Below are 25,174 nucleotides of genomic sequence, written 5' to 3' on the forward strand. Positions count from 1 at the left end.
GCGGTTTAATCGCGGCGCGAGGTTTGTAACCTAGTGGGCTAAGTCAAAACCGAGCAACAAAGAGTAAATCGCTCCTAGGCAGAAACCGAAGGGCAGCGCCTGTTTGGCATTGATGCTACGTTATCGCCTATTTATGGGGAATAACCACACCACATAGGCTCTGCCTTGCCTAAACACCAAACAAACTGCTGCAAATTTAATCTTGAAAGGTCAACAGACCCTAGAGTAACTAAAACTAAGAGGTCATCGTATGTTTAAGCGGGTAATACTATTGGCGTTTGCCATTTTAGGCTTACTAAGTGCAATGAGTGCTATATCGTCAGATGAAATAATCAAATCAACTGATTTAGAAGCCACCATGCATGTTGAAAAAATAGTGCTGGGTTCGGGCTGTTTTTGGGGTGCAGAAAAACGCTACGAAGCACTTAACGGTGTGTTAGACGCTGAATCGGGTTACGCTGATGGCCAAGGATTTAAACCAACATATAGAAATATCACTAAGTTATCCCGTCGTTTTGATGAGGATAATTACGCCGAAGTGGTGCAGGTTACCTTTAATAGTAATATTATTTCGGCAAGAGAGCTGTTGCAAAATTACTACGAGAGCCACGATCCAACGCAAAAGAATCGTCAGGGTAATGATGTAGGCACGCAATATCGCTCTATTATTTTAACCACTGCCGATCAGCAAGCGAGTATCGCAAAGGCGGTTACGAATGAGTATCAGCAATTATTAAGTAAAGCCGATTATGGAAAAATAGTGACGCAAATAAAGCCACTAGAGCGCTTTTATTCGGCTGAAGAGTATCATCAAAATTACCTTGAAAAAAATCCAAACGGCTATTGCCCTGATCATTCAACCGGCGTTGTATTTACTCAAAGTGATAAACCTAAGGTAGATAATACTGCATTATTAAATGGCAAACAGATTGTCATTTTAGACTCGCAAAGTTATTGCCCTTACTGCGAAAAGTTTAAAGCGGCCGTTGCCAATGATTATAAAGGCACAATTCCAATGACTTTCCGCCATGCTGATCAGCTTGATGGGTTAACGATTAAATCGGCGACATGGGCTACGCCTACCATATTATTTTTAGAAAATGGAATTGAAGTCTATTCTCGCCAAGGCTACATGAATGCAGAGCAATTTTATAAAGCATTAGGCGCATTTAAGCTTGGCAACAGTGAAGCTTATAAGGTGGCGTTTAATGCTAAAACCGACAGCCCTTACTGCAAAGAATATGATATTTTTAAAAACACGCCCGATGGCATCTTTATTGATAAATTAAGCGGTGAGCCATTATTTGATACCCGTGATAGATTTAACTCAGGCACGGGCTGGCTTTCGTTTACCCACCCAATAAAAGACAGTGTAACCCAACATGAGGATAACAGCTGGGGAATGCAGCGCATTGAGCTTAAGTCTAAAAGTACTGGTATTCACTTAGGGCATTTATTTCCGGGTGAGGGGCCTAGAGGGCAAGATAGATATTGTATTAATGCGACTGTTTTAGAATTTGTAGCCAGAAAACAGTAAATTTTAAGCAAAAAAAAGCAGCGAGGGTTAAGTAGATACTTAACGGTCGCTGCATTTCAATTGACAACATCTTCACACACAATAAAGATTCGGGGGGTTGTATTAGTACAAAACTAATTCTGGCTTATTGTTGTTGATGAGAATGAAAATAAAAACAACCCAAGCTCAGTCACCACCGGACTTGAGTTGTTTTTTACACTGACAACATCTTCACACACAATAAAGATTCTTTAGTTTATTGGCGGGTGTAAGGGTAAAATAAAAACAACTCAAGCTAAGTCACCACCGAACTTGAGCTGTTTTTTACACTGACAACATCTTCACACACAATAAAGATTCTTTTTTACTAGCTCGTTGTTACAAACTAATGAAATCTGATTTAAGTAACACGTTTTATAATTTTTAGCGTGTTGCTGTTTGGTTAAGTGAACTTTAGAGCTTTTACTCAATCTCGACAAGCGATAAAAACAAAACTAATAAGTGAAAAAAACTAACCTATGGAGCTTTAGATTTCCATAATAAATAAGGTATTGATAAATAATAGTTTTATTTTATTGCGGTAGGGAAATATTTAATAAATAAAAGTTGCACACTTTTAATTTAGCTAAAAAAGCGCCCAACAAGGAGCGCTTAATTCAAGCTTGCTATTTAGTTTGCCTAAAGGTGTTAATCACCCATTTTGCAAACAGATCGAGAGGGTGATTAGCGGTACTTGAGCCATGCTGTACTAAATAATATTTGTCTTTTGTTGTTAGTGGTTGCTCAAACAGTTTGTAAAGCCATTGCTCATCCAGCCAGCTTTGGCTTATTGGCAAAGGAATAAGTGCAATGCCCATACCTTGCTGTGCAGCCCGTGCTACGCCAAACATACTGTCTATTTGAATAATTTGTGCAGGGGAAAAGTCATCAATACCGACTTTTTCAGCCCATTGATGCCACGCCCAAGGCCGTGCTTTGTGAACAATAAGCGGCACTTGATTTAGTGCCTGGCAGTGATCGTTTTGCCACTGATCGAGCAGCTTTTTATTACACGCTGGGATATATTCTAAATTAAATAACTCAGTAGCCAGCCCATCAAGCGGTTTACTTGAAGATAAAATGATTGATAAATCACTTTGGCGAGTCAGCTCTTTGCGCGTTTTAAGGGTATCCATGTGTAAATTAATATTAGGATGCTCACTCGTCCACTCACTCAGTTTTGGCATTAGCAATTCACTGGCAAAAAACTCGGGCAGGGTAATGGTTAAATTTACATTTTGTTGTAACTGACTAAATTCGGTGATGGTGCTTTCCAGCATATTTATAATGGGGTAAATCGCTTCAAAAAAGTTTTTACCAGCTGGCGTTAAGCTTATGGAACGGGTTTGCCTTTGAAATAAATCAATGCCCAGCTGCTCTTCAAGCTGTTTAATTTGATGGCTAACCGCAGACGGTGTTAAGTACAGCTCTTTGGCGGCATGTTTGAAACTAAGACTTTTTGCGGCAAAACAAAAAGAGCGAAGGCCGCGAATAGGTGTTTGCATGGTATCCAATATAAAGTTATTTCAATCACCTTATTACAGGCAATTATTAAACCAAAAATAAAAGTTAACTATATCAGTTATTTAATTTTTTTATTAGGGCGAATTCACCTAAGTGGTGCGTTAAATTGTCACTATAGTGCAAAAACTAAAATAAAGGCAAAAAAAATCCCTCTTGCGAGGGATTTTGGGTAACTCAGCGCCATTGGCACTGGGAATGAGGTCGTTACATGGTGAACTACTAAAGACGCTTAAAAAACCATCTCAGGAATATCACCGTCAACAAGCAATTTGCCCGCTGTTTTACTAATAATTTCATCAACAGACACGCCAGGAGCTCGTTCTAGCAAATGAAATGCGCCGTCTTTAACTTCTAATACGGCTAAATCGGTTACTATTTTTTTAACGCAGTTAACGCCCGTTAGCGGTAACGTACAGCTTTCTAATAATTTAGAATCGCCGTGTTTGCTGGCATGGGTCATGGTAACAATAATGTTTTTTGCACCGGCGACTAAATCCATCGCACCGCCCATACCTTTAATTAATTTTTTAGGGATCATCCATGAGGCTATAGACCCGTTTTGGTCTACCTCAAACGCGCCCAGAACAGTTAAGTCTACATGACCACCCCGTATCATGGCAAAACTATCTGCACTATTAAATATAGCTGCACCGGTAGCTGCCGTCACGGTTTCTTTACCCGCGTTGATCATATCGGCATCTACTGTGTCTTTGGTTGGGTATTCACCCATACCTAATAGGCCATTTTCGGACTGTAGCATAACTTCTATGCCATCGGGTACATAGTTTGCGACGAGTGTCGGAATACCTATGCCTAAATTAACATAGTACCCATCTTGTAGCTCTTGAGCGACGCGCATTGCGACTTGTTCACGTGATAATGCCATTTTAAGTGCTCCTGCTTAATCTCGTGTGGTAACACGTTCAATGCGTTTTTCAAAGTTGCCCTTGATCACGCGGTTTACAAAAATGCCAGGGGTATGAATTTGGCTTGGCTCTAGCTCACCGGGTTCAACAATCTCTTCCACTTCGGCAACGGTAATTTTACCTGCGGTTGCGGCCATGGGGTTAAAGTTCATTGCGGTATGGCGAAACACTAAATTACCGTAGCGGTCTGCTTTCCATGCTTTTACAATGGCAAATTCACCTGTGATTGACTCTTCTAAAATATAAGGGCGACCATTAAATTCTTTTACTTCTTTACCCTCAGCTACTGGTGTACCGTAACCCGTGGCGGTATAAAAAGCAGGAATACCGGCACCACCAGCACGCATTTTTTCTGCTAGGGTCCCTTGCGGTGTTAACTCTACATCAATTTCGCCATTCAGTAGTTGTTGCTCAAAAAGGGCATTTTCGCCCACATAAGAGGCAACCACTTTTTTAATTTGTTTGTCTTGTAATAAAAGCCCTAAACCAAAGTCATCAACGCCGCAATTGTTCGATACGACCGTTAACTCTTTGGTCTGCATTTTTTTAATTTGTGCTATTAATCCCTCGGGAATACCGCATAAACCAAAACCACCAGCGATGATAGTATCGCCGTCTTTTAAACCTTCCATTGCAGCTTCATAACTCGAAACTACTTTATCAAAACCGGCCATGAGTGACTCCTCATTCTATGCTATTGCAATTATTGTGTGTGTAATGCCACTGAAACTTTACTAACAGGCTGTTTATTAAGCGCATTAGTAATTTGCCAACCTGCTTGTGCAAGCCTTTTTAAATCAATTCCGTGTTCAATGCCAAGCCCTTGCAGTAAGTAAACTACATCTTCGGTGGCAACATTTCCTGACGCACCCTTAGCGTAAGGGCAGCCACCAAGGCCTGCAACGGCAGCGTCAACCGTTGAAATACCTAGGCTTAAGGCAGCGTAAATATTTGTGAGCGCCTGTCCATATGTATCATGAAAGTGCACTGCAAGTTTACTTTTATCAATATGCTTAAGCAGCAATGTGAGCAGCTCAGTCACTTTACCTGCGGTGCCAACACCAATAGTATCGCCAAGGCTCACTTCATAGCAGCCAAGTGCTAATAACTTTTGTGCCACGTTTAAAACAACCTGAGGGTCAACGTCTCCCTCATAAGGGCAGCCTAAAACACAGCTTACATAGCCTCGAACGCGTATATTATTCGCTTTAGCAAAAGTCATTACCTCGCTAAAACGATCAATACTTTGCGCTATTGAACAATTTATATTTTTTTGACAAAACGCTTCGCTGGCCGCCGTAAATATAGCAAATTCTTTAATACCAACAGCATGCGCAGCTTGTGCGCCTTTTAAATTTGGTGTTAAGGCACTTAAATTAATCTCTGGAAGGTCAAGCGCACTGATCACCTCGCTTGAGTCTGCCATTTGTGGCACCCATTTTGGGGATACAAACGCACCAGCTTCTATATCTTTTAATCCCGCTGCGGCGAGGGCATTAATAAGTGTTACTTTATCTTCAGTGCTGACGGTTTTTTCATTTTGTAAGCCATCACGTGCACCCACTTCAACAATACGAACTTTGTTTGCAAAGGCACTCATTAAGCACCTTCCTGCACAGTCGTATCTTCAACAATGGCTAACAGCGCGCCATGTGAAACTAGTTCACCTTCACCAAAGCAGTAACTCTGTAATATGCCGTCATGCGGTGCATTAAGTGTATATTCCATTTTCATAGCTTCGATAATAACAACGGCATCACCTTTGCTGATAGTGCTACCTACTTCAATTAAATGTTTTACCACCGTGCCATTGAGTGGCGCAGCGAGCGGCAGCGCGTCATTTTCGTGTGAACTAATATAATGTTTATCAACACGTTCAAACTTAGTTTGTAGTGCTTTATTCATTACAGTGATTACATTGTCAGTTATGCTGACATGTGCGCTGTGCTTTTCACCGTTAATAAATACGTTGCACACACCATTATTTAGCGTCCCTTGTACACTGTATACGCCCGCGATGTGTGTCACATTGTAACCCTGCGCAGTTTTGATAGCGCCTAGCGGTAAATCTACAAATGGGATTTTAATTGCCTGCGGTGCATTTAAAGTAAACCCACTCAGCTGTTGCCAAGGGCTGGCGCTATTAGTGTGTGCTTGGTGCGTGTTTAACGACTCTAAATACGCAAAAGCGGCAATAAGCTGGCTTGATAGCAATAATGACTCATCAACTACAGCGAGTGAATCACCTTGCTCAGCAATAAAGTGTGTACTTGGCGCGCCTTGTTTAAAACTTGCGTGGCAAGCTAAGTTATGTAAAAAGCCAATATTGGTACTAAAGCCGGCTAAATGAAATTGCTCAAGCGCCTGTTGCAAACGAGAAAGCGCTTGTTCGCGATTATCATCATGAACAATTAACTTTGCGATCATTGGGTCGTAATAAGGGCTTATTTCATCACCTTGGGCAATCCCGGTATCTATGCGTACAAATTCACTATTAACGGGGACGTGTAACGCTTCAATAGTACCTGAACACGGGATAAAGTCATTTGCTGGGTCTTCGGCGTAAATACGCGCTTCAAAGCTATGGCCTTGCAGTTGAATATCAGATTGCTTTAACGGCAGTGTTTGCCCGCCCGCAATATTAATTTGCCAGTTTACTAAATCAACGCCGGTTACCATTTCGGTCACTGGGTGCTCTACTTGCAGACGAGTGTTCATTTCCATAAAGAAAAATTCATTACCGCAAAGTAAAAACTCAACAGTACCCGCACCACGGTAATTAATGGCTAATGCACAGCGCACAGCCGCTTCGCCCATTTCTTTACGCAGCGCGTCAGATAAACCTGGAGCAGGGGCTTCTTCAATCACCTTTTGGTGTCGGCGTTGCAACGAACAGTCACGATCACCCAAATAAACACAGTTACCGTGATTATCTGCAAATACTTGTACTTCCACATGGCGAGGTTGATTAACGTAGCGCTCTAATAGCACTAAATCGTTACCAAAACCGGCAATGGCTTCACGTTGGGCGCCTTCAAGTGCAGTTATAAAGTCTTTCGGCTTTTCTACCACTCGCATCCCTTTACCGCCACCGCCAAAGGCCGCTTTGATAAGAACAGGGTAACCAATTTTTTCAGCCTCAGATTGCAAAAAAGCAGGGTCTTGTTTATCACCATAGTAACCAGGTACCAAAGGAACGTTAGCCGCGGCCATTATTTCTTTAGCACGGGTTTTTGAGCCCATTGCTTCAATACTCGTTGCTGGTGGGCCAATAAAAGCAATGTTATTTGCTTCACAGGCTTTAGCAAATTCGCTATTTTCAGATAAAAAGCCGTAGCCTGGATGAATGCAATCAGCGCCACTGGCTTTAGCAACCTGTAAAATTTTATCTGCGACTAGGTATGAATCTTTACTTGGCGCAGCACCAATATGGTAGGCTTCGTCGGCCATTTTTACATGTTGCGCGTTTTTATCTGCATCTGAATACACCGCAACCGTGGTTAAGCCCATTTGCTTTGCGGTGCGCATAATACGACAGGCAATTTCGCCACGGTTAGCAATCAGAATTTTTTGTAATTGTACTGTGTTCATAATGCGTCCTAGAGTTGCCATTGGGGAGGGCGTTTATCAAAAAAGGCGCTCAGTCCTTCTTGGCCTTCAGTTGATACACGAATTTTAGCTATACGCTCTGCAGTCAGTGCAATTAGCTCCTCGTTTATCTCTTTATTGGCAACATCGTTAATAAGTGCTTTTGCGGCTTTAACGGCAATAGGGCCGTTATCAATCAAGGTTTGCAGCAAATTATCGAGGGCTGTCTCTAAGTTCCCAGTAATTTGATGCACTAAACCCAGTTGCTTTGCTGTGTGGGCATCAAACACTTCTGCAGTTAAAAAGTATCTGCGTGCAGCACGCTCACCAATGGCCTTAATCACATAAGGGCTGATCACGGCAGGTATTAGCCCAAGTTTAACTTCACTTAAACAAAATTGTGCATCGTCTTTACTAAGCGCAATATCACAGCAGGCAATTAAGCCTAATGCCCCACCAAAGGCGGCACCTTGTACCGCACAAATTGTAGGATGCGGGCTCTGTGCTAATACTTGCATAAGTTTAGCCAGCTGCATTGAATCAGCTAGGTTATCGTTATAGTTATTATCCGCCATTGATTTCATCCAGGCTAAGTCGGCACCGGCTGAAAAATGTTTACCTTCGGTTTTGAGTACTAAAGCACGAATATCGAGCGTATTAGCATGTTCAATACATTGAATAAGCTCATGGATAACGTCGCTATTAAACGCATTACGTTTTTCTGGGCGGCTTAAAACAAGCACAGCCACATTAGATTTTGTTATTTGTAGTGTTACTGACATTTTAAGCTCCGGTTACATTCTAAATACGCCAAACTTAGACTCACGCTGCGGAGCGTTTTTAGCCGCCGTTAATGCAAGCCCTAACACATTGCGTGTATCAACAGGATCTATAATGCCATCGTCCCATAAGCGAGCACTGGCATAATAAGGATGACCTTGTTGTTCGTATTGACTAATAATTGGCTTTTTAAAATCGCTAACTTCTTGCTCGCTCATGCTTTCGCCTTTACGGGCTAATCCATCTTGTTTAACTTGTGCCATAACACCGGCAGCTTGCTCACCACCCATGACTGAAATACGGGCATTCGGCCACATCCACATCATGGTCGGTTCAAATGCACGGCCACACATTCCATAATTGCCGGCGCCATAAGAGCCACCAATAAGCACGGTAAATTTTGGTACATCGGCACACGATACGGCCATTACCATTTTGGCGCCATGTTTAGCAATGCCTTCGGCTTCGTATTTTTTACCAACCATAAAGCCAGTAATGTTTTGTAAAAATACTAAAGGAATGTTTCGCTGGGCACACAGCTGAATAAAGTGCGCGCCTTTTTGCGCCGACTCACTAAATAAAATACCGTTATTAGCCACTATGCCCACTGGGTTGCCATAAATGCTGGCAAAGCCTGTCACCAGTGTTTCGCCAAAGTAACGTTTAAATTCATCAAATGACGAGTCATCAACAGTGCGGGCTATTACTTCACGCACATCAAATGGCTTTTTAAGATCAGTACCCACAATGCCGTAAAGCTCGTTAATGTCGTAACGGGGAGCTTTTACCTCATCTAATAATGGGGCGGTAGGGCGTGTGTAATTAATTCGCGCTATACATTGGCGTGCAATAGATAATGCATGCGCATCATTTTCAGCGTAATGATCCGCCACACCCGATGTTTTACAATGAACATCGGCGCCGCCAAGCTCTTCTGCGGTAACTTCTTCACCGGTTGCCGCTTTTACCAGTGGTGGGCCTGCTAAAAATATAGTGCCTTGCTCTTTTACGATGATACTTTCATCAGCCATCGCCGGTACATACGCACCGCCTGCGGTACATAAGCCCATAACCACGGCAATTTGTGGAATGCCTTTACCCGACATACGTGCTTGATTGTAAAAAATACGCCCAAAATGCAGTTTGTCTGGAAATACATCGTCTTGCTCTGGCAGGTTGGCACCGCCAGAATCAACTAAGTAAATACACGGTAAGTGGCAACGCTCAGCAATATCTTGTGCGCGTAAATGCTTTTTAACAGTAAGCGGGAAATAGGTGCCACCTTTAACTGTCGCGTCGTTTGCAATCACCATACATTCAACGCCTTTTACGCGACCAATACCGGCAACCACACCGGCACAAGGTATCTCTTGTTCATACACACCAAATGCAGCAAATTGCGATATTTCTAAAAAGGGTGAGCCTTCATCTAATAAAGTACTGATACGGTCACGAACAAACAGCTTTCCTCTGCTTTCATGGCGCTCTTTAAGTGCAGCGCCACCACCTAAGCTAATATTGGCAACTTTATCGCGTAAATCATCCACCAGCGCCGACATGTTTTTGTGGTTTTGCACAAAATTTGGATCATGCGGATTAACGCTCGATTTTAAAATCGTCATAAATTAATCCTTAACGGCTTTCAGTAAATAATTCACGACCAATCAGCATGCGGCGTATTTCTGAGGTGCCTGCGCCAATTTCGTATAACTTAGCATCACGCAGTAAACGACCTGTTGCGTATTCGTTTATGTAGCCATTGCCGCCTAAAATTTGGATTGCATCAAGGGCCATTTTAGTTGCAAGCTCTGCAGCGTATAAAATTGCGCCAGCTGCGTCTTTACGGGTGGTTTCGCCGCGATCACAGGCTTTTGCTACTGTGTACACATAAGAGCGGGCTGCATTCATTTGTGTATACATATCGGCAATTTTGCCTTGAATTAACTGAAATTGACCAATAGGACTGTCAAACTGCTTACGCTCATGAATGTAAGGCACCACAATGTCCATACATGCTTGCATAATTCCTAACGGGCCTGCAGCTAAAACAACTCGCTCGTAATCAAGGCCGCTCATAAGTACCTTAACGCCTTCGTTTAAGTTACCTAAAATGTTTTCTTCGGGTACTTCGCAGTTATCAAAGACCAGTTCACAGGTGTTTGATCCGCGCATACCGAGTTTGTCGAGTTTTTGTGCGGTAGAAAACCCCGGGAATGTTTTCTCAACAATAAAGGCGGTAATACCTTTCGCACCGGCATTTAAATCTGTTTTTGCGTAAATAACCAGAGTATCAGCGTCAGGGCCATTGGTGATCCACATTTTATTGCCGTTTAAAATGTACTTATCGCCTTTTTTCTCGGCTTTAAGTTTCATTGATACAACATCAGAGCCTGCGTTAGGCTCACTCATGGCCAAGGCACCAATGTGTTCACCGCTAATTAGTTTAGGTAAGTATTTTTCTTTTTGTGCTTGTGATCCATTACGGTTTATTTGATTAACACACAGGTTTGAATGCGCACCATAGCTTAAGCCAATAGAGGCACTTGCACGGCTAATTTCTTCCATGGCAATAACGTGCTCTAAATAACCTAAACCCGCACCGCCAAATTCTTCATCGACGGTCATGCCTAAAACGCCCATTTCACCCATTTGCGGCCAAAGTTGATTGGGAAACGCATTATCAAGGTCTGTTTTTTCAGCTAGTGGGGCAATTTCTTGACTTGCGAAGCTATTAACATGACTGCGGATCATGTCCGCTGTTTCGCCAAGACCAAAATTCATTTCTTTATATAGTGAAATAGTGCTCATGATTCATTCCTGTGTGTTTGATGATGTTTATTATATTTTATTCATCTATTTTACTAAGCGTGTCGCGACAACGACGTTCTGCGGTAACCAACTCCATTAGTACAACTTTAATGTCGTCCATTTGTTGAGATAGGTCGGCCTTTTTTTCGCTGATGAGGTCAAGCATAGTAACTAACTGTTTAGCGCTTGATTTGTCTGCATCATAAAGTTCAAACAAACGACCGGTTTCAGCCAAGGTAAACCCTAAACGTTTACCACGTAGTATTAACTTTAGGCGCACTTTATCGCGCTTTGAGTAAATACGAGTTTGGCCATTGCGTTCTGGTGATATAAGCCCTTGGTCTTCGTAAAAGCGAATAGAGCGCGTGGTAATATCAAATTCTTTCGCTAATTCGCTGATACTAAAAGTTTGTTCGTTTTTAGCCGGCTCATTGGCTGAATTTGCAAAGTTTGTTTGATTGTCTGATTTCATTGTAATGTTTACCTCATTCGAATAACCCCAATATAAGTGAAGTTTACGTAAAGGTAAAGTGCGATCTGGTTGTTATACTTTAGACGTACAAAATAAATGCGGATTTACACTAGAAGTTGAGTGTTTATAAACGTTATAAGCCATTTGTGGAGGTTGCAATACATTTTCAGCAAGCTTGCTTTACAGTTTTTACACTAATTAGAAAGTTGATTTTAGATTTACGTTGGCGTAAACGTAAATTTTATGTATGCTCGTATTTATCAGATTAGTTTAAACATTAAGCTAAACATAATAAAACATGTTTGCGTTAATTGAAAATGGAGCCTTTTATGTCTTTCGAAAGCGTTGTAATTGTAGCAGCAAAACGCACCCCAATGGGTGGATTTATGGGCGCACTAAGTGATGCGCAGTCTACCGAATTAGGTGCTACGGCCATTGCAGGTGCACTTGCTCAAACGGGTTTAAGCAATGATGCAATTGATGAAGTTATTATGGGCTGCGTATTACCAGCCGGTTTAGGCCAAGCACCTGCGCGTCAAGCAATGCTTAAAGCGGGGCTTGCACTAAGCACCGGCGCTACCACTATTAATAAAGTATGCGGCTCGGGTTTGAAAGCAGCGATGTTAGCGAATGACCTTATTAAAGCAGGTTCTATTGAATCAGCAATCGCTGGTGGTATGGAAAGCATGACCAATGCACCTTATTTTATTCCTAAAGCCCGTGGCGGTATGCGTATGGGGCATGGCGAAATTAAAGATCACATGATGAGTGATGGCCTAGAAGACGCCTACGATAACAAAGCAATGGGCTGTTTTGCACAAGATACGGCTGATGAATACGGCATTGGCCGAGAGCAAATGGACGCGTTTGCACTGAGTTCGTTAAGTAAAGCAAACGCAGCCATAGAAAATGGTAGCTTTAACAACGAAATAGCCCCTCATACTATCAAAACCCGCAAAGGTGATATTACCGTTTCAATAGATGAACAACCAGGCAATGCACGCCCTGAAAAAATCCCAAGTTTACGTGCCGCTTTTAAAAAAGACGGCACTATTACTGCCGCTAATTCATCGTCTATTTCAGATGGTGGTGCGGCGCTAATACTCATGAGTGAATCAAAAGCAAAAGCCGAGGGTTTAACGCCACTGTGCAAAATTGTTGCTCACAGCACCCATGCTCAAAAACCCAGTGAATTTACGGTAGCGCCTGTTGGTGCAATGCACAGTGTGCTTGAAAAAGCAGGCTGGACCACTGCTGATGTCGACTTGTGGGAAATTAATGAAGCGTTTGCCATGGTCACTATGCTGGCTATTAACGAATTAAAGCTCGATGAAAGCAAAGTAAACGTCAATGGTGGTGCGTGTGCACTAGGCCACCCAATTGGTGCCAGCGGTGCGCGTATTTTAGTAACACTTATCCATGCACTTAAAAACCGGGGTCTTAAAAAGGGCGTAGCCTCTTTATGTATTGGTGGCGGTGAAGCCGTTGCCATGGCCGTAGAAGCACTTTAACTAATAACAAAGCCGCAGCAACTATAACAAAAACGCTGCGGCACCCAATTTAATCAATAGGATTTTAATTATGCACCAAGTACCCTTACTCATTAACGGCGAATTTATTCAATCAACTTCAAATGAATTAATTGATGTTGTAAATCCTGCTAATCAAGAAGTACTTGCACAAGTGCCATGTGCTACAGACGCTGAAATGGACGCGGCTATTGCCTCTGCCAGCGAAACGTTTAAAACGTGGAAAGACGTACCTATTACAGAACGTGCGCGCATTATGATGAAATACGCGGCGCTGTTAAAAGAAAACCATGATGAATTAGCCACTATTATTTGTCATGAGCTAGGTAAAACATTTGAAGATGCAAAAGGCGATGTGTGGCGTGGTATTGAAGTAGTTGAGCAAGCTGCTAATGCGCCATCATTAATGATGGGCGAGACGATGGAAAACGTAGCGCGTAAAATCGATACCTATTCATATATGCAACCATTGGGTGTATGTGCAGGTATTACCCCATTTAATTTTCCGGCCATGATCCCATTGTGGATGTTCCCATTGGCAATTGTGTGCGGTAACACCTTTATTTTAAAACCCTCTGAGCAAGACCCACTTACGCCTATGCGTTTAGCTGAGCTATTTATTGAAGCTGGTGCACCAAAAGGTGTGTTACAAGTTGTGCACGGTACTAAACCACAAGTAGACCGCTTATTGGAAGACAAAGCCGTACGTGCTATTTCATTTGTGGGTTCATGTGGTGTAGGTGCCTATATTTACTCTAAAGGCACACAAAACTTAAAACGCGTTCAAGCGTGTGTTGGCGCTAAAAACCACATGGTAATTATGCCTGATGCGAGTAAATCGCATGTTGTTAATAATCTTGTGGGTGCCTCTGTAGGTGCGGCAGGTCAGCGCTGTATGGGTATTTCAGTGGCGGTATTTGTTGGTCAAGCAAAAGACTGGGTTGATGAAATTAAAGCAGGATTTGAAGGTGTACGCCCAGGTGTTTGGGATGATGCAGATGCCGCTTATGGCCCACAAACATCACCTGCTGCTAAAGCACGTATTTTATCACTAATTGCCGATGGTAAAGCACAAGGCGCTACCTGTTTAATTGATGGCTCTGATTTTAGCGTTGAAGGTTACGAGCAAGGTAACTGGGTAGGTCCTACGTTATTTACTGATGTAACCAAAGATATGAACTTGTACAAAGAAGAGATTTTTGGCCCAGTATTGGCGTGTATGTTTGTAGATACGCTTGAAGAAGCCATCGCCCTTATTAACGAAAGCCCTTACGGCAACGGTACCTCACTATTTACCTCAAGTGGTGCAGCTGCACGTAAATTCCAACACGAAATTGAAGTGGGTCAAGTGGGTATTAATGTGCCAATTCCTGTGCCTTTACCATTTTTCTCGTTCACGGGTTGGAAAGGCTCATTCTACGGTGATACTCACACGTATGGTAAACAAGGTATTCGTTTTTACACAGAAACCAAAACCATTACCTCACGCTGGTTTGAAGATGATATCGCTTCAGGTCCAAATATGAGTATTAATCTTAAGTAGTATTTTAACCGCATAATCAATAAAAAAGAGGGGCACAACACATAATGTTGTCGCTCCTCACTAATAACTCCCTTGATGGGATGCACCGACAACAAACAAAACACAACAAGAGGTCTACCATGGACTTTAACTTATCTGAAGATCAACAAGCTTTCGCGCAAACGGCGCGTCAATTCGCAGAATCTGAACTAGCACCACACGCTGCTAAGTGGGATCGCGAACATATTTTCCCAAAAGACACAATTAAAGCCGCTGGTGAGCTTGGTTTTTGTGGCTTATACACCCCAGAAGAAGCCGGTGGCTTAGGTTTATCTCGTTTAGATTCAAGCATTATTTTTGAGCAACTTGCACTGGGTTGTACAGCTACTACGGCTATGCTGACCATTCATAATATGGCAACCTGGATGATCGCAAGCTTTGGTACCGATGCAGTAAAAGACAAATACGTTGAGCAATTGGTAATGGGTGAATTACTGGCATCGTACTGTTTAACTGAGCCAGGCTCTGGCTCTGATGCTGCGTCATTAAAAACTAAAGCAGTTCGCGATGGCGATGAGTATGTTATTAACGGCTCAAAAATGTTTATTTCGGGCGCTGGTGAAACAGAAATTTTAGTTGTAATGGCACGTACAGGGGCAGATGGCCCAAGCGGCATTTCAGCGTTTGTTGTACCAGCAGATGCCAAAGGCATTGAGTACGGCAAAGCAGAAGAAAAAATGGGCTGGAATGCACAGCCTACACGTTTAATTAGCTTTGAAGATGTGCGTATTCCAGCCGCAAACTTATTAGGCCAAGAAGGCGAAGGCTTTAAGTTTGCCATGCAAGGTTTAGATGGCGGCCGTATTAATATTGCTACTTGCTCTATTGGTACAGCACAAGCGGCACTTAATACGGCTCGTGAATATTTAAAAGAGCGTACTCAATTTGGTAAACCATTGGCTGCGTTTCAAGCGCTACAGTTTAAAATTGCCGATATGAATACCGAGCTTGTAGCAGCGCGCCAAATGGTTCGACTAGCGGCCTTTAAACTTGATACTAACGACAGTGAAAAAACCACTTATTGTGCGATGGCTAAACGCTTTGCCACCGATGTAGGTTTTACTGTGTGTAATGATGCGCTGCAAATTCACGGCGGCTATGGTTACATAAAAGAATACCCGCTTGAGCGCCATGTTAGAGATGTACGTGTGCATCAAATTCTTGAGGGCACTAACGAAATTATGCGCGTAATTATTGCGCGTCGTATTTTAGCCGAATCAGCCAGCGAAGTTTTATAAGGAGATTAGTATGTCAAACCCTAGCATTGAATTAACTATTGAAGGCCATGTTGCTATTTTAACCATGTCGAATCCGCCAGCGAATACCTGGACGAAAGACACCTTAGTGGCGCTTAAAGACACAGTTAATCAGCTCAACACGAATAAAAATATTTATGCATTAGTACTGACTGGTGAAGGCGAGAAGTTTTTTAGCGCCGGTGCCGACTTAAATGTATTTGCCAGTGGCGATAAAGGCGTAGCTGCTGATATGTCACGTGTATTTGGTGAAGCGTTTGAAGCACTGACTAATTTTAGAGGCGTGTCGGTTGCAGCCATTAATGGTTATGCAATGGGTGGTGGCCTTGAAGTAGCACTGGCGTGTGATATTCGTATTGCAGAAGAGCAAGCACAAATGGCACTGCCTGAAGCTAAAGTGGGTTTATTACCGTGTGCTGGTGGAACGCAAAACTTAGCATGGCTTGTTGGCGAGGGCTGGGCAAAGCGCATGATTTTATGCGGTGAACGTTTAAAAGCCGATAAAGCCCTGCAAATTGGTTTAGTAGAAGAAGTGGTTGCACAAGGTGAAAGCTTTGCAGCAGCATTAAAACTGGCAAACCAAGTAGCAGAGCAAAGTCCATCGTCGGTTGCTGCATGTAAAACCTTGATTCAAAAAGGGCGTCATCAACCAATGGCGAATACATTGCCACTGGAGCGAGAGCTGTTTGTTGGTTTATTTGATACCGAAGATCAGCAAGAGGGCGTTAACGCCTTTTTAGAAAAACGTAAAGCTATTTGGGTGAATGGCTAATGACAGAACTTACTCGTTTAAATTCAGCTGATGCTGCCGTGGTATTTGAAACAGCAACCACAGACAATGGCCGACTTATTGGTTTTGCTACGCTTAACGCGCCTAAGTCATTAAACGCGTTAAATTTTGAAATGATCAGCTTACTCGAGCCGCAACTACAGCAATGGGACAAAGACGATGACATTGCATTAGTGGTTCTTAAAGGTGCTGGTGAAAAAGCGTTTTGTGCCGGTGGCGATGTAGTTAGCTTACACAAAGCAATGAGTGAGGGTAAACCGAGCTCACTGGTTGAAGAGTTTTTTACTCAAGAGTATCAGCTAGATTACCTTATTCATTGTTACAACAAACCCATTTTAGTGTGGGGTAACGGTATTGTAATGGGCGGCGGTTTAGGTTTAATGGCCGGTGCGAGCCACCGTGTGGTTACTGAAACATCACGCATTGCTATGCCAGAACAAACAATTGGGCTTTACCCTGATGTAGGCGGCAGTTATTTTTTACATAAAATGCCCGCCCATGTTGGTTTGTTTTTAGGGCTGACCTCGGCGTCAATTAATTGTGAAGACGCTAAGCTTGTATCGCTTGCCGATCACTTTGTAAATGCCGACAAGTACCCAGAGCTTGTTGAAGCGTTACTCAATACTAAATGGGGTAAAACAGCAAGCTTAAATCACGACAAGCTAAGTACCTTGCTTATTGAATTAGATAACAACTCTAGCCGTATGCCCAAAGGCAATTTAAAAGCAAACTTAAGCTTGATTCAAAAGCTAGGCGAGTTTGACACGTTACAGCAGCAGGTAGATTACATTTTAAATCTAAACACTGATGATAAATGGCTACAACGCGCACAAAAATCGTTAACCCATGGTTGCCCATTAAGTTGTGCCTTAGTGAGTGAGCAGCTCAAACATAGCAAAGGTAAAAACTTAGCTGAGTGTTTTAAAATGGAATTGGGTATGTCGGTTCGTGCTGGTGAAGTGGGCGAGTTTCAAGAAGGTGTACGCGCCTTACTAATCGATAAAGACGGTGCGCCACAGTGGCAGTTTAAAACGTTAGCTGATGTACCAAATGAAGTGGTAGAGAGCTTTTTTGCAAACCGCTTTGGCGAGCAACATCCGCTAGAGGCGTACTTTTCTCAACTTAATTTACAAGGGTAAAGCGATGAGTAAACTTAATATAGGATTTATAGGTTTAGGCAACATGGGCGGCCCAATGGCGGCTAATTTAATTAAAGCTGGCCATACGGTAAGCGTGTTCGACCTAAGTGCTAATGCAGTGAACGAGCTAGTTGAAAAAGGCGCCAATGCAGCAAAAGATGCACAAGCCTGTGCAACCAACGTTGATGTGCTAATTAGTATGCTACCGGCGAGCAAACATGTTAAATCACTTTATTTAGGCACAGACGAGCAATCGGGTTTAATTAAAGTACTGAGTAAAAGCACTCTAGTGATTGATTGTTCAACTATTGATGCGCAATCGGCCCGTGACGTTGGCCATGCTCTTGGCGAACAAGGCATTGCCTTTGTTGATGCACCGGTATCGGGTGGTGTAGCTGGGGCCACTGCAGGCACATTGACCTTTATTGTTGGTGGTGAGCAAGCTGCATTTGATAAAGCCAATACTGTATTAGTTGATATGGGAAAAAACATTTTCCATGCCGGTGCTATTGGCGCAGGGCAAGTCGCTAAAATATGTAACAACATGCTATTGAGTATTTTAATGGCAGGTACCAGTGAAGCCATTCAAATGGGCATTAATAACGGCCTCGATGCAAAAGTACTCAGCGATATAATGAGCGCAAGCTCGGGTCGTAACTGGACGTTAGAACTTTATAACCCCTGCCCAGGTGTTATGGAAACCGCGCCAGCTAGTAACGATTATAAACCTGGCTTTATGGTCGATTTAATGGCTAAAGACTTAGGCCTTGCGATGGAAGCGGCGCAGCAGAGTAATTCACTGACGCCAATGGGCTCAATGGCTAAAAATTTATACACTATGATGCAGCACCAAGGTGCAGGCAGTGATGATTTTAGTGCCATTTTTAAATTGTTTTCGAAGTAGGAAAGTATTGTGGAAATAAAAAATAATACCGTAGTGATTACCGGTGGCGCACAAGGCTTAGGTTTTGCAATGGCGCAAAAATTTGCCTTAATGGGCGCTAACATTGCGTTAATAGATATGGCGCAAGCACAGTTAAATGAAGCAACCGAGCAACTATTAGCATTAGCAGGCGTAACAGGCACTATAAAAGGCTACAGCGCTAATGTAACCGTAGAAAGCGAAGTTGAAGACGTATTTAATACCATTAACAGTGACTTTGGCCACATTGGGGTATTAATTAATAACGCCGGTATTTTACGCGATGGCATGTTTATAAAAGCCAAAGACGGCAAAGTGGTTAAAAAAATGTCGCTTGATCAATTTCAATCAGTGATTGACGTTAACCTAACAGGCGTATTTTTAGCAGGGCGCGAAGTGGCAAGCCACATGATTGAATCTGGCAAAGGCGGCGTAATTGTAAATATGTCGAGCGTAGCGCGTGCAGGTAATATTGGCCAAACTAACTATGCCGCCTCAAAAGCAGGTGTTGTGGCATTAACCACTACATGGGCTAAAGAGCTTGGCCGTTTTGGTATCCGCGTTGGCGCCATTGCACCAGGCGTTATTAGCACCGCCATGACGGACGTAATGAAGCCAGAAGCCAAACAGCGCATGCTTGCTGTAACACCAGTAGGACGGTTAGGTGAAACCGCTGAAATAGCCCATACTGCAAAGTACATTATCGAAAATGACTTTTTCACTGGCCGTGTAGTAGAGATAGACGGCGGTATTCGTTTATAACTTTGTTAGATCTAATTTAATAATTGAAAGCACAGCTCTTTGAGCTGTGCTTTTTTGTTTTAAATCGGGGAATTTATAATCTTGAAAAAGGGCTAATAACTCCGTTAGCACCTTGGTGCAATACATGAGTTTGATACCCGCTGAATCAAAACGTAGACCATGCTAGCATTCTAAATAACTCATTAACTGCGTTAAAAACTTCTCATATAGATAAACTATATAACCAAGTTTTTGCCTTGTTACTGAGATATTTATCTGTTGCTATAATTGCTCACTAATTCAATACAGAGGGTATTATTTGTGTAGTCCGTATGTCACTGTGACCTAGTTGTGTTTGTAAGGTTCGTATATCTGCACCAGATTCAAGTAAGTGGGTAGCGAACGAGTGCCTTAGTGTATGGCAGGTAACATTTTTTTGAATTTTTGCCAGCTTTGCTGCCTGTTTAATTGCTTTACCAACCGTTGTTTCATCAATATGGTGGCGACGCAGCTTTTTACTTTCTGGGTCCATGCTTAACTGGGCAGAAGGAAACAAATATTGCCAGCTCATTTCATAAGGAGCCGCTGGGTATTTTCTAGCTAATGCATTCGCAAGCCAGACACCGGTATAGTTTGTTGTTTGTTTGTCTCGATGCTAGTAGTCATTTACCAAGTGACTTTGGCTGCGCAACAACGGCAGTAGTTCGAGTGCTAATGTTACTCTGCGGTTTGTATTGCAACATTACGTTGATTACTTAAATAAGATAAGAATTGCTCAACCTCCGACTCTGCTAATTGCGCCGGATGTTTTTTAGCAGGGTATAAAATGTAAAATTTTATCCAATATTGATAAGTGTCTATAGTACGCTTGGCATAACGACGCGTTATCATAAAGTCACGGATGGATTCTAAAAATACAGAAGCCATAATCTGCTCCATTTATTACTGTATACATAAGCAGTAGTTGTATTTAGTTTTTTTTCAACAACTCGCGGGATTATTTCTTGTATTTTACAACAACAAAAAAACAACAAATATAAATCCCTTGATTAACATTTAGATACAGAGTTAAACTTAAAGTATTAAAAAACTAAAAGGATTTTTGTCTGCAACTTGCGGGTTTAGAGCCTTTGAATAAAATGTTATACGTAAATCGATATGGATCACAATAAGCTAATTGCACAAAAAGCAAAGCAGACCTTAAAGCCGCTCGGTTTTATACGATCAGGAAAATCGAGAATCTGGTACAAAGATAACGGTTGGTGGGCTATTGTCGTTGAATTCCAACCGAGCTCCTTTTCCAGGGGCACTTATGTGAATGTTTCGGTTACCCATTTTCTATATGAAAGCGCTGGATGGTCATTTCATGTGCCCAATCGACTCAATGGATTTGCGAGCGCAGAAGGTGATTTGGACTTCGATGAAAAAGTCGAGGCTATGGCTAACGAAGCGGCAATCCTTTCCAAAAATTTGCTTGAGAAGTATTCAACCATCGATGCTTTTATTGATTGGTATTCTAATGAAGATAGAAGTGTAATGGTCAACTAATTTAGGAGAGATTCTAAGCGGCATTTTTTAATTCATTATATTTCTGATGCGGTGTCATATAATCAAGCGCTGAATGCCTACGTTTGTAATTATAAAACTGAATGTAATTATCTACTTCACTTATCACTGAATTATGATTTATAAATGAAAGACCATTTAAACGCTCTGTTTTTAAACTTCTAAAAAAACGTTCCATAACAGCATTATCCCAACAATTACCTCGGCGACTCATACTTTGCGTTATAGTCAGTTGTGATAACCGCTCTCTAAACGAGGCCGCTGAATACTGACAGCCTTGATCTGAATGAAACATCAGTTGACTAAGAACCGGCTGTTGGCGCTTAATTGCATTATTTAATGCTGTTTTAGCCAGTTCAGCATTAGGGCTTTTTGATAAAGCATAACCTACTATTTCCTTCGTTGATAAATCTAATACGCAAGCCAAATAACTCCATCCTTGCTGGTTCCTTATGTAAGTAATATCACCGACCCAATGTGTGTTATGTGTATCGGGGTTGAATTGTCGTTTTAAAGGTTTTGTGCATAGTGATGCTCATCACCTGAATTGGGGTAATAATGTTTTTCTTCGGCACAATGGCTTGTATATTCAGCTTCTTCATCAGTGCGGCCGTTTTATATACCCCTATTGTGTGGTCACGCGCATTCAGTTCAGCGTGCATTCTACGCCTGCCATACGTATTACCAGAGTCCTCAACTATCGATTCAATTACATCTAAAAGCACCTGCTCTTGCTCATCAGGTTTGACAGGCTCATAGTAATAACTACTCATACTGACCTCTAAAATACGACACAATTCAGTGATAGTGTAATCTACGTTTGCTTTCTTCAATTCTTTTATTACTTTAAGTTTTGATTGTCGCGAATGAAGAAAGCGGTGGCTTTTTTAATATTTCATTATCCCTTAAAGCCCGCTGTAGCTGCTTCTCTAGCGACTGGATACGTTGCTGCTCAGGTGTGAGTGCTTGAACATTCTCCGGGCTTTTACCATCTAGCTCAGATAAATATTGTTGCTTCCAACGTGATACTGCTGACTTTCCTGCGCCAGAGATTTCTTCAATTTGCTTATTGGTATAGCCTTCTTCTACCATTAATTTGGCATATTCAAGTTTTTGCTGTGCACTGAGTGTAACTTTTGATTTTCTGGTCATGTTGATACCTTTTCGGTTTAGCTTATTTTACGCTATAAACCTCTCCAATTTCATTAGACCATTACAAAGGTGGATATGGGAAGAATACTACAGCGGGGTTTTCAAGAGTTTTGTTGGAGACTATGAGGGAGCAAAGGAACACTTTCAAATCATTGAAAACAGCGACTACGAGTATACTTGGGAAAAGGCAGTTAGGTACCGAGCAATTGAACTGCTTGCCCTTCTCCCAGATGAAAAGTCTTATAGGTCTTGTATAAAAGGTATTGTTCTGCGAACACGAAATATTTTGGTTCTAGAAGATTACAAAAAAGACAATATGAATTTACCGTGGCAGTAAAATCGTATAACAAACCGCTGCACACCGACACATACTGCTACGCTCGTTTTTGTGTGTCGCTGCGCGCCACTTTACACAAAAACGCCCTCCGCAGTATGTGCGGGTGAGCGGGGCGTTAGGTTTACTAGTTTGAATTTAGTTATCAAAGGATTAAGAAATGCAATCCTTACAGGTTGGGGATTGTCTTTTGCATATTTGTGGTATTTAGCAGACTTTAATGTGCTTTTTTCTCACTTGCTTTACGCTTCAGTATTAGGTGGTTTAGTAAGTGCATCTGCGTTAGTCTTTTATATGCTGCCTATACACCTTTGGTTAAGCCGTAGTGAGCTAGTTGGTTTACATTATTATTTAATGGTCGGTCTTGTTCCTTCTATTATATTTGTATTTATACCTTCTTTTATGGACGCAACGGGTAGGTTAATTATTGAATCAATAATAACTTATGCAGTTTTTGGTGTTACTTTAACAACAGTGTTCTGGTTTTCTGTATGTTATCGTAAACCTAACAAAACAAATTAAAAGAGCGGACAAAAAACAGTTGGCTTTGTTCGTACCTCACAAATTTTAGCCAACTATTTTAAGTCGTTTATTTGTGGCGTTATGCCGTTTGGAGATATCAATGAAGGATTCGATAAGTTCAAAACTTCCGTTTTTATTTCTTGTCTGTATTTCGATATGGTGGGGTTTCTATTACCAATCTAACAGCAAGCTAAATGATTATGGCAGCGCGAATTTTGAATGGCTGTTTCTTTTGGATGCATTAATAGTACTACCGATAATCTGCTTCTTCTGTGCTAAAGACAAAAAAGAAGGCTTGTTAAAAGCTGTTGTTTTGAGCTGCTTAGCTGTTCTGATCGGTAGTTACATTATTCCTGAGCAAAGTAAACTGATCTGGCATTATCTTGAAAATGGTCGCTATTTTGTCTTGGCTGTTATTCTGTTGTTTGAACTTGTTGCAATTTTAACAGTGTATCTTGCGATTAAAGCAGCCATCGGTAAGAGTGAAGATCCCGATCTTTCGATAGAAAAGCCAATAAAAAAATACTTGGGTGAAAGTCCTGTTGCGTCTTTATTGACTTTCGAAACGAGGATGTGGACATTTGCATTTTTTGCAAACCGCATCAAACCAGAACATTTCAGAGGTGAGCAACACTTTACCTATCATCAGAAAGATGGCGCAAAAAGTAACTTGCTAGGTTTCATCTTCCTCATTGCGTTTGAAATGCCAATTATGCACCTGGTGTTGCACTTTATCTGGTCACCACTTGCCGCAAATATTGTCACATTACTCACGATTTTTAGTTTGGTATTTTTTATTGCAGAGTATCGGGCACTTTCGAGAAGGCCAATTTCTTTAGTTTGTAATAAGTTATTTGTTCGTTATGGACTTTATCAACCTTTGGTAATACCGTTAGAGAACATTGCTAAAATTGAAAGAAATAACGAGTTTGTTCATCGCACGAAATTTGTAAAGCGTTACAATTACTCAGGTAATCCTAATATCAGAATTGAACTTTCAGAGCCGTTGGGTTCGGTTAATTCAATTTTCATTGGTGTTGATAATCCCGAGTATTTTATCTCAGCTTTGTTAGATTCAGCATCACGGCATAACAAATAAATATTATCGCCAGCAAAAAACGCTGGCTGCGACGTAAACCCGCTGCGCGGCTTTCCGCGCTAAATTTGGGCGTTATGTTCCAAGGAGGTAATGTGCGAACAATCTTAGTCGGCTTGCTTTTTCTGGCTAGTTTCAGCAACGCCCAAGAACCAGCACCACTAGCTTCATGTCTTTCTTATGAAATGAATCGTATTGATAAAGATACGGGCAGATTTGTGCTAAAAAATGTGTTTGCGTCACAGTTGTTTGAAAACTTGAAGCATAACTTCCCAGATCAAGACATCGACTGGTCTAGTTGGACAACGAGCTTAGATGAATATATAGGTGAAGATGGTAAAGCTAAAACGAAGCTCAAAGGTTGTTTTGATGTCTCAACAATTTATGAGAACAGCGAGCTGATTTCTACAATAATGGAAATTTCAATGACTAGGTTTCAAGCAGCCATGAAATTCTACTCTAAGCCGGACTCCGAGCAAATACCTCAGAATAAAGTCGACCTAATGCTTGATGGTTACAAGGAAATTCTTAAAGATCCAAAAGTTAAACAAGCAGTTGAGAAAGAACTGGAACATAATCGGGTAGCCGGAGGTCTCTAACCTCCAGCCCCCACACCACCCATCATGCGGGTCCGCAATGGGCGGTTCATCTCCCGTAATGAATATTGATCCAAATATCTCTCAAAGACACTAAACCTTGTGAAGCTAAGTAGTTATTGCCTAGCGCAATGTTAATTCCTTTTGTTTTTGAGCTTCTACAAGGGCCTTTACTGGTGATACCGCATGCTATGGCCAGTCGCTCGCTAACACCCAATTTCATTAAACTGCGTACTTTGGTGCGAGGTTTACGCTGCGTATTCTCATGACTTTGATCACCGATTCTCATCAGCTTT

24 protein-coding genes and 1 pseudogene are annotated in these 25,174 nt (G+C 41.8%); 12 read left to right on the top strand and 13 right to left on the bottom strand.

The genetic code is table 11. From position 1 onward, the window contains the following. The first annotated feature begins 250 nt into the window (after nucleotides 1-250). Nucleotides 251-1,537: a peptide-methionine (S)-S-oxide reductase MsrA gene (msrA, locus tag KG708_RS03480; protein WP_213608134.1), complete on the top strand. Its 1,287-nt coding sequence runs from the start codon at nucleotides 251-253 to the stop codon at nucleotides 1,535-1,537. Nucleotides 1,538-2,181: 644 nt separating this feature from the next. On the opposite strand, the gene KG708_RS03485 is transcribed toward msrA, so the two are convergent. From KG708_RS03485 to KG708_RS03525, 9 genes are all read right to left on the bottom strand, one after another. Continuing rightward, on the bottom strand, nucleotides 2,182-3,060 hold the full coding sequence (locus KG708_RS03485) for a LysR family transcriptional regulator (protein ID WP_013464894.1): 879 nt from the start codon (nucleotides 3,058-3,060) through the stop codon (nucleotides 2,182-2,184). A 248-nt stretch (nucleotides 3,061-3,308) separates the two neighbouring features. Beyond that, nucleotides 3,309-3,965 carry a 3-oxoacid CoA-transferase subunit B gene (locus tag KG708_RS03490; RefSeq protein WP_013464895.1) on the bottom strand — a complete coding sequence of 219 codons (657 nt, stop codon included), beginning with the start codon at nucleotides 3,963-3,965 and terminating at the stop codon, nucleotides 3,309-3,311. A 15-nt stretch (nucleotides 3,966-3,980) separates the two neighbouring features. Further along, nucleotides 3,981-4,679, bottom strand: coding sequence for a CoA transferase subunit A (locus KG708_RS03495; protein WP_013464896.1), 699 nt, complete (start codon nucleotides 4,677-4,679; stop codon nucleotides 3,981-3,983). Between the two features lie 29 nt (nucleotides 4,680-4,708). After that, a complete protein-coding gene (locus tag KG708_RS03500; RefSeq protein ID WP_013464897.1) occupies nucleotides 4,709-5,605 on the bottom strand; it encodes a hydroxymethylglutaryl-CoA lyase in 897 nt (298 codons plus the stop codon). Beyond that, nucleotides 5,605-7,596: an acetyl/propionyl/methylcrotonyl-CoA carboxylase subunit alpha gene (locus tag KG708_RS03505; protein WP_213608135.1), complete on the bottom strand. Its 1,992-nt coding sequence runs from the start codon at nucleotides 7,594-7,596 to the stop codon at nucleotides 5,605-5,607. The genes KG708_RS03500 and KG708_RS03505 overlap by 1 nt, the downstream gene beginning before the upstream one ends. An 8-nt stretch (nucleotides 7,597-7,604) precedes the next feature. Continuing rightward, complete coding sequence (locus tag KG708_RS03510) at nucleotides 7,605-8,375, bottom strand: enoyl-CoA hydratase/isomerase family protein (protein ID WP_016899945.1); 771 nt, start codon at nucleotides 8,373-8,375, stop codon at nucleotides 7,605-7,607. 12 nt (nucleotides 8,376-8,387) lie between these two features. Beyond that, complete coding sequence (locus KG708_RS03515; protein ID WP_213608136.1) at nucleotides 8,388-9,995, bottom strand: carboxyl transferase domain-containing protein; 1,608 nt, start codon at nucleotides 9,993-9,995, stop codon at nucleotides 8,388-8,390. A gap of 10 nt (nucleotides 9,996-10,005) precedes the next feature. Continuing rightward, nucleotides 10,006-11,181 (bottom strand): isovaleryl-CoA dehydrogenase, encoded by a 1,176-nt coding sequence (locus KG708_RS03520; RefSeq protein ID WP_013464901.1) that lies wholly within the window; start codon nucleotides 11,179-11,181, stop codon nucleotides 10,006-10,008. Between the two features lie 37 nt (nucleotides 11,182-11,218). Next, on the bottom strand, nucleotides 11,219-11,653 hold the full coding sequence (locus tag KG708_RS03525; protein ID WP_008114692.1) for a MerR family DNA-binding transcriptional regulator: 435 nt from the start codon (nucleotides 11,651-11,653) through the stop codon (nucleotides 11,219-11,221). Between the two features lie 329 nt (nucleotides 11,654-11,982). Between KG708_RS03525 and KG708_RS03530 the strand changes: the two genes are divergently transcribed. From KG708_RS03530 to KG708_RS03560, 7 genes are all read left to right on the top strand, one after another. Next, nucleotides 11,983-13,164, top strand: a complete 1,182-nt coding sequence (locus KG708_RS03530; RefSeq protein ID WP_213608137.1) for an acetyl-CoA C-acyltransferase — start codon at nucleotides 11,983-11,985, stop codon at nucleotides 13,162-13,164. Between the two features lie 70 nt (nucleotides 13,165-13,234). Then, nucleotides 13,235-14,725, top strand: a complete 1,491-nt coding sequence (locus tag KG708_RS03535) for a CoA-acylating methylmalonate-semialdehyde dehydrogenase (RefSeq protein ID WP_213608138.1) — start codon at nucleotides 13,235-13,237, stop codon at nucleotides 14,723-14,725. Between the two features lie 119 nt (nucleotides 14,726-14,844). Next, nucleotides 14,845-16,002 (top strand): acyl-CoA dehydrogenase family protein, encoded by a 1,158-nt coding sequence (locus tag KG708_RS03540; RefSeq protein WP_010389955.1) that lies wholly within the window; start codon nucleotides 14,845-14,847, stop codon nucleotides 16,000-16,002. Between the two features lie 10 nt (nucleotides 16,003-16,012). Further along, nucleotides 16,013-16,792 (top strand): enoyl-CoA hydratase, encoded by a 780-nt coding sequence (locus tag KG708_RS03545; RefSeq protein WP_013464905.1) that lies wholly within the window; start codon nucleotides 16,013-16,015, stop codon nucleotides 16,790-16,792. Then, complete coding sequence (locus tag KG708_RS03550; protein WP_213608139.1) at nucleotides 16,792-17,949, top strand: enoyl-CoA hydratase/isomerase family protein; 1,158 nt, start codon at nucleotides 16,792-16,794, stop codon at nucleotides 17,947-17,949. The genes KG708_RS03545 and KG708_RS03550 overlap by 1 nt, the downstream gene beginning before the upstream one ends. A 4-nt stretch (nucleotides 17,950-17,953) precedes the next feature. Next, the gene (gene mmsB / locus KG708_RS03555) at nucleotides 17,954-18,853 is read left to right on the top strand and encodes a 3-hydroxyisobutyrate dehydrogenase (protein ID WP_213608140.1); all 900 of its coding nucleotides are present in this window, start codon (nucleotides 17,954-17,956) and stop codon (nucleotides 18,851-18,853) included. 9 nt (nucleotides 18,854-18,862) lie between these two features. Next, nucleotides 18,863-19,633, top strand: coding sequence for an SDR family NAD(P)-dependent oxidoreductase (locus tag KG708_RS03560; protein ID WP_213608141.1), 771 nt, complete (start codon nucleotides 18,863-18,865; stop codon nucleotides 19,631-19,633). Nucleotides 19,634-19,907: 274 nt separating this feature from the next. Here KG708_RS03560 and KG708_RS17785 read toward each other — a convergent pair whose 3' ends face one another. Then, nucleotides 19,908-20,183 (bottom strand): tyrosine-type recombinase/integrase, encoded by a 276-nt coding sequence (locus KG708_RS17785; protein ID WP_366513551.1) that lies wholly within the window; start codon nucleotides 20,181-20,183, stop codon nucleotides 19,908-19,910. 146 nt (nucleotides 20,184-20,329) lie between these two features. After that, the gene (locus KG708_RS17790; RefSeq protein ID WP_366513552.1) at nucleotides 20,330-20,539 is read right to left on the bottom strand and encodes a site-specific integrase; all 210 of its coding nucleotides are present in this window, start codon (nucleotides 20,537-20,539) and stop codon (nucleotides 20,330-20,332) included. A 231-nt stretch (nucleotides 20,540-20,770) separates the two neighbouring features. Here KG708_RS17790 and KG708_RS03570 point away from each other — a divergent pair, with 231 nt between their 5' ends. Next, nucleotides 20,771-21,160, top strand: coding sequence for a DUF4304 domain-containing protein (locus KG708_RS03570; RefSeq protein WP_213608142.1), 390 nt, complete (start codon nucleotides 20,771-20,773; stop codon nucleotides 21,158-21,160). Nucleotides 21,161-21,173: 13 nt separating this feature from the next. Here KG708_RS03570 and KG708_RS03575 read toward each other — a convergent pair. After that, nucleotides 21,174-22,330 (bottom strand): annotated as a pseudogene (locus KG708_RS03575) (IS3 family transposase). 466 nt (nucleotides 22,331-22,796) lie between these two features. Here KG708_RS03575 and KG708_RS03580 point away from each other — a divergent pair. The 3 genes from KG708_RS03580 to KG708_RS03590 all read left to right on the top strand — a co-directional run bounded on the left by KG708_RS03580 (nucleotide 22,797) and on the right by KG708_RS03590 (nucleotide 24,881). After that, nucleotides 22,797-23,186, top strand: coding sequence for a hypothetical protein (locus tag KG708_RS03580; RefSeq protein WP_213608143.1), 390 nt, complete (start codon nucleotides 22,797-22,799; stop codon nucleotides 23,184-23,186). A 100-nt stretch (nucleotides 23,187-23,286) separates the two neighbouring features. Then, a complete protein-coding gene (locus tag KG708_RS03585; protein ID WP_213608144.1) occupies nucleotides 23,287-24,285 on the top strand; it encodes a hypothetical protein in 999 nt (332 codons plus the stop codon). Between the two features lie 92 nt (nucleotides 24,286-24,377). After that, complete coding sequence (locus KG708_RS03590) at nucleotides 24,378-24,881, top strand: hypothetical protein (protein ID WP_213608145.1); 504 nt, start codon at nucleotides 24,378-24,380, stop codon at nucleotides 24,879-24,881. Between the two features lie 46 nt (nucleotides 24,882-24,927). On the opposite strand, the gene KG708_RS03595 is transcribed toward KG708_RS03590, so the two are convergent. Further along, nucleotides 24,928-25,167, bottom strand: coding sequence for a Retron-type RNA-directed DNA polymerase (locus KG708_RS03595; RefSeq protein ID WP_301003052.1), 240 nt, complete (start codon nucleotides 25,165-25,167; stop codon nucleotides 24,928-24,930). Nucleotides 25,168-25,174: the final 7 nt, after the last annotated feature.

It is taken from the genome of Pseudoalteromonas sp. (genome assembly GCF_018402495.1).
Classification (GTDB): Bacteria; Pseudomonadota; Gammaproteobacteria; order Enterobacterales; family Alteromonadaceae; genus Pseudoalteromonas.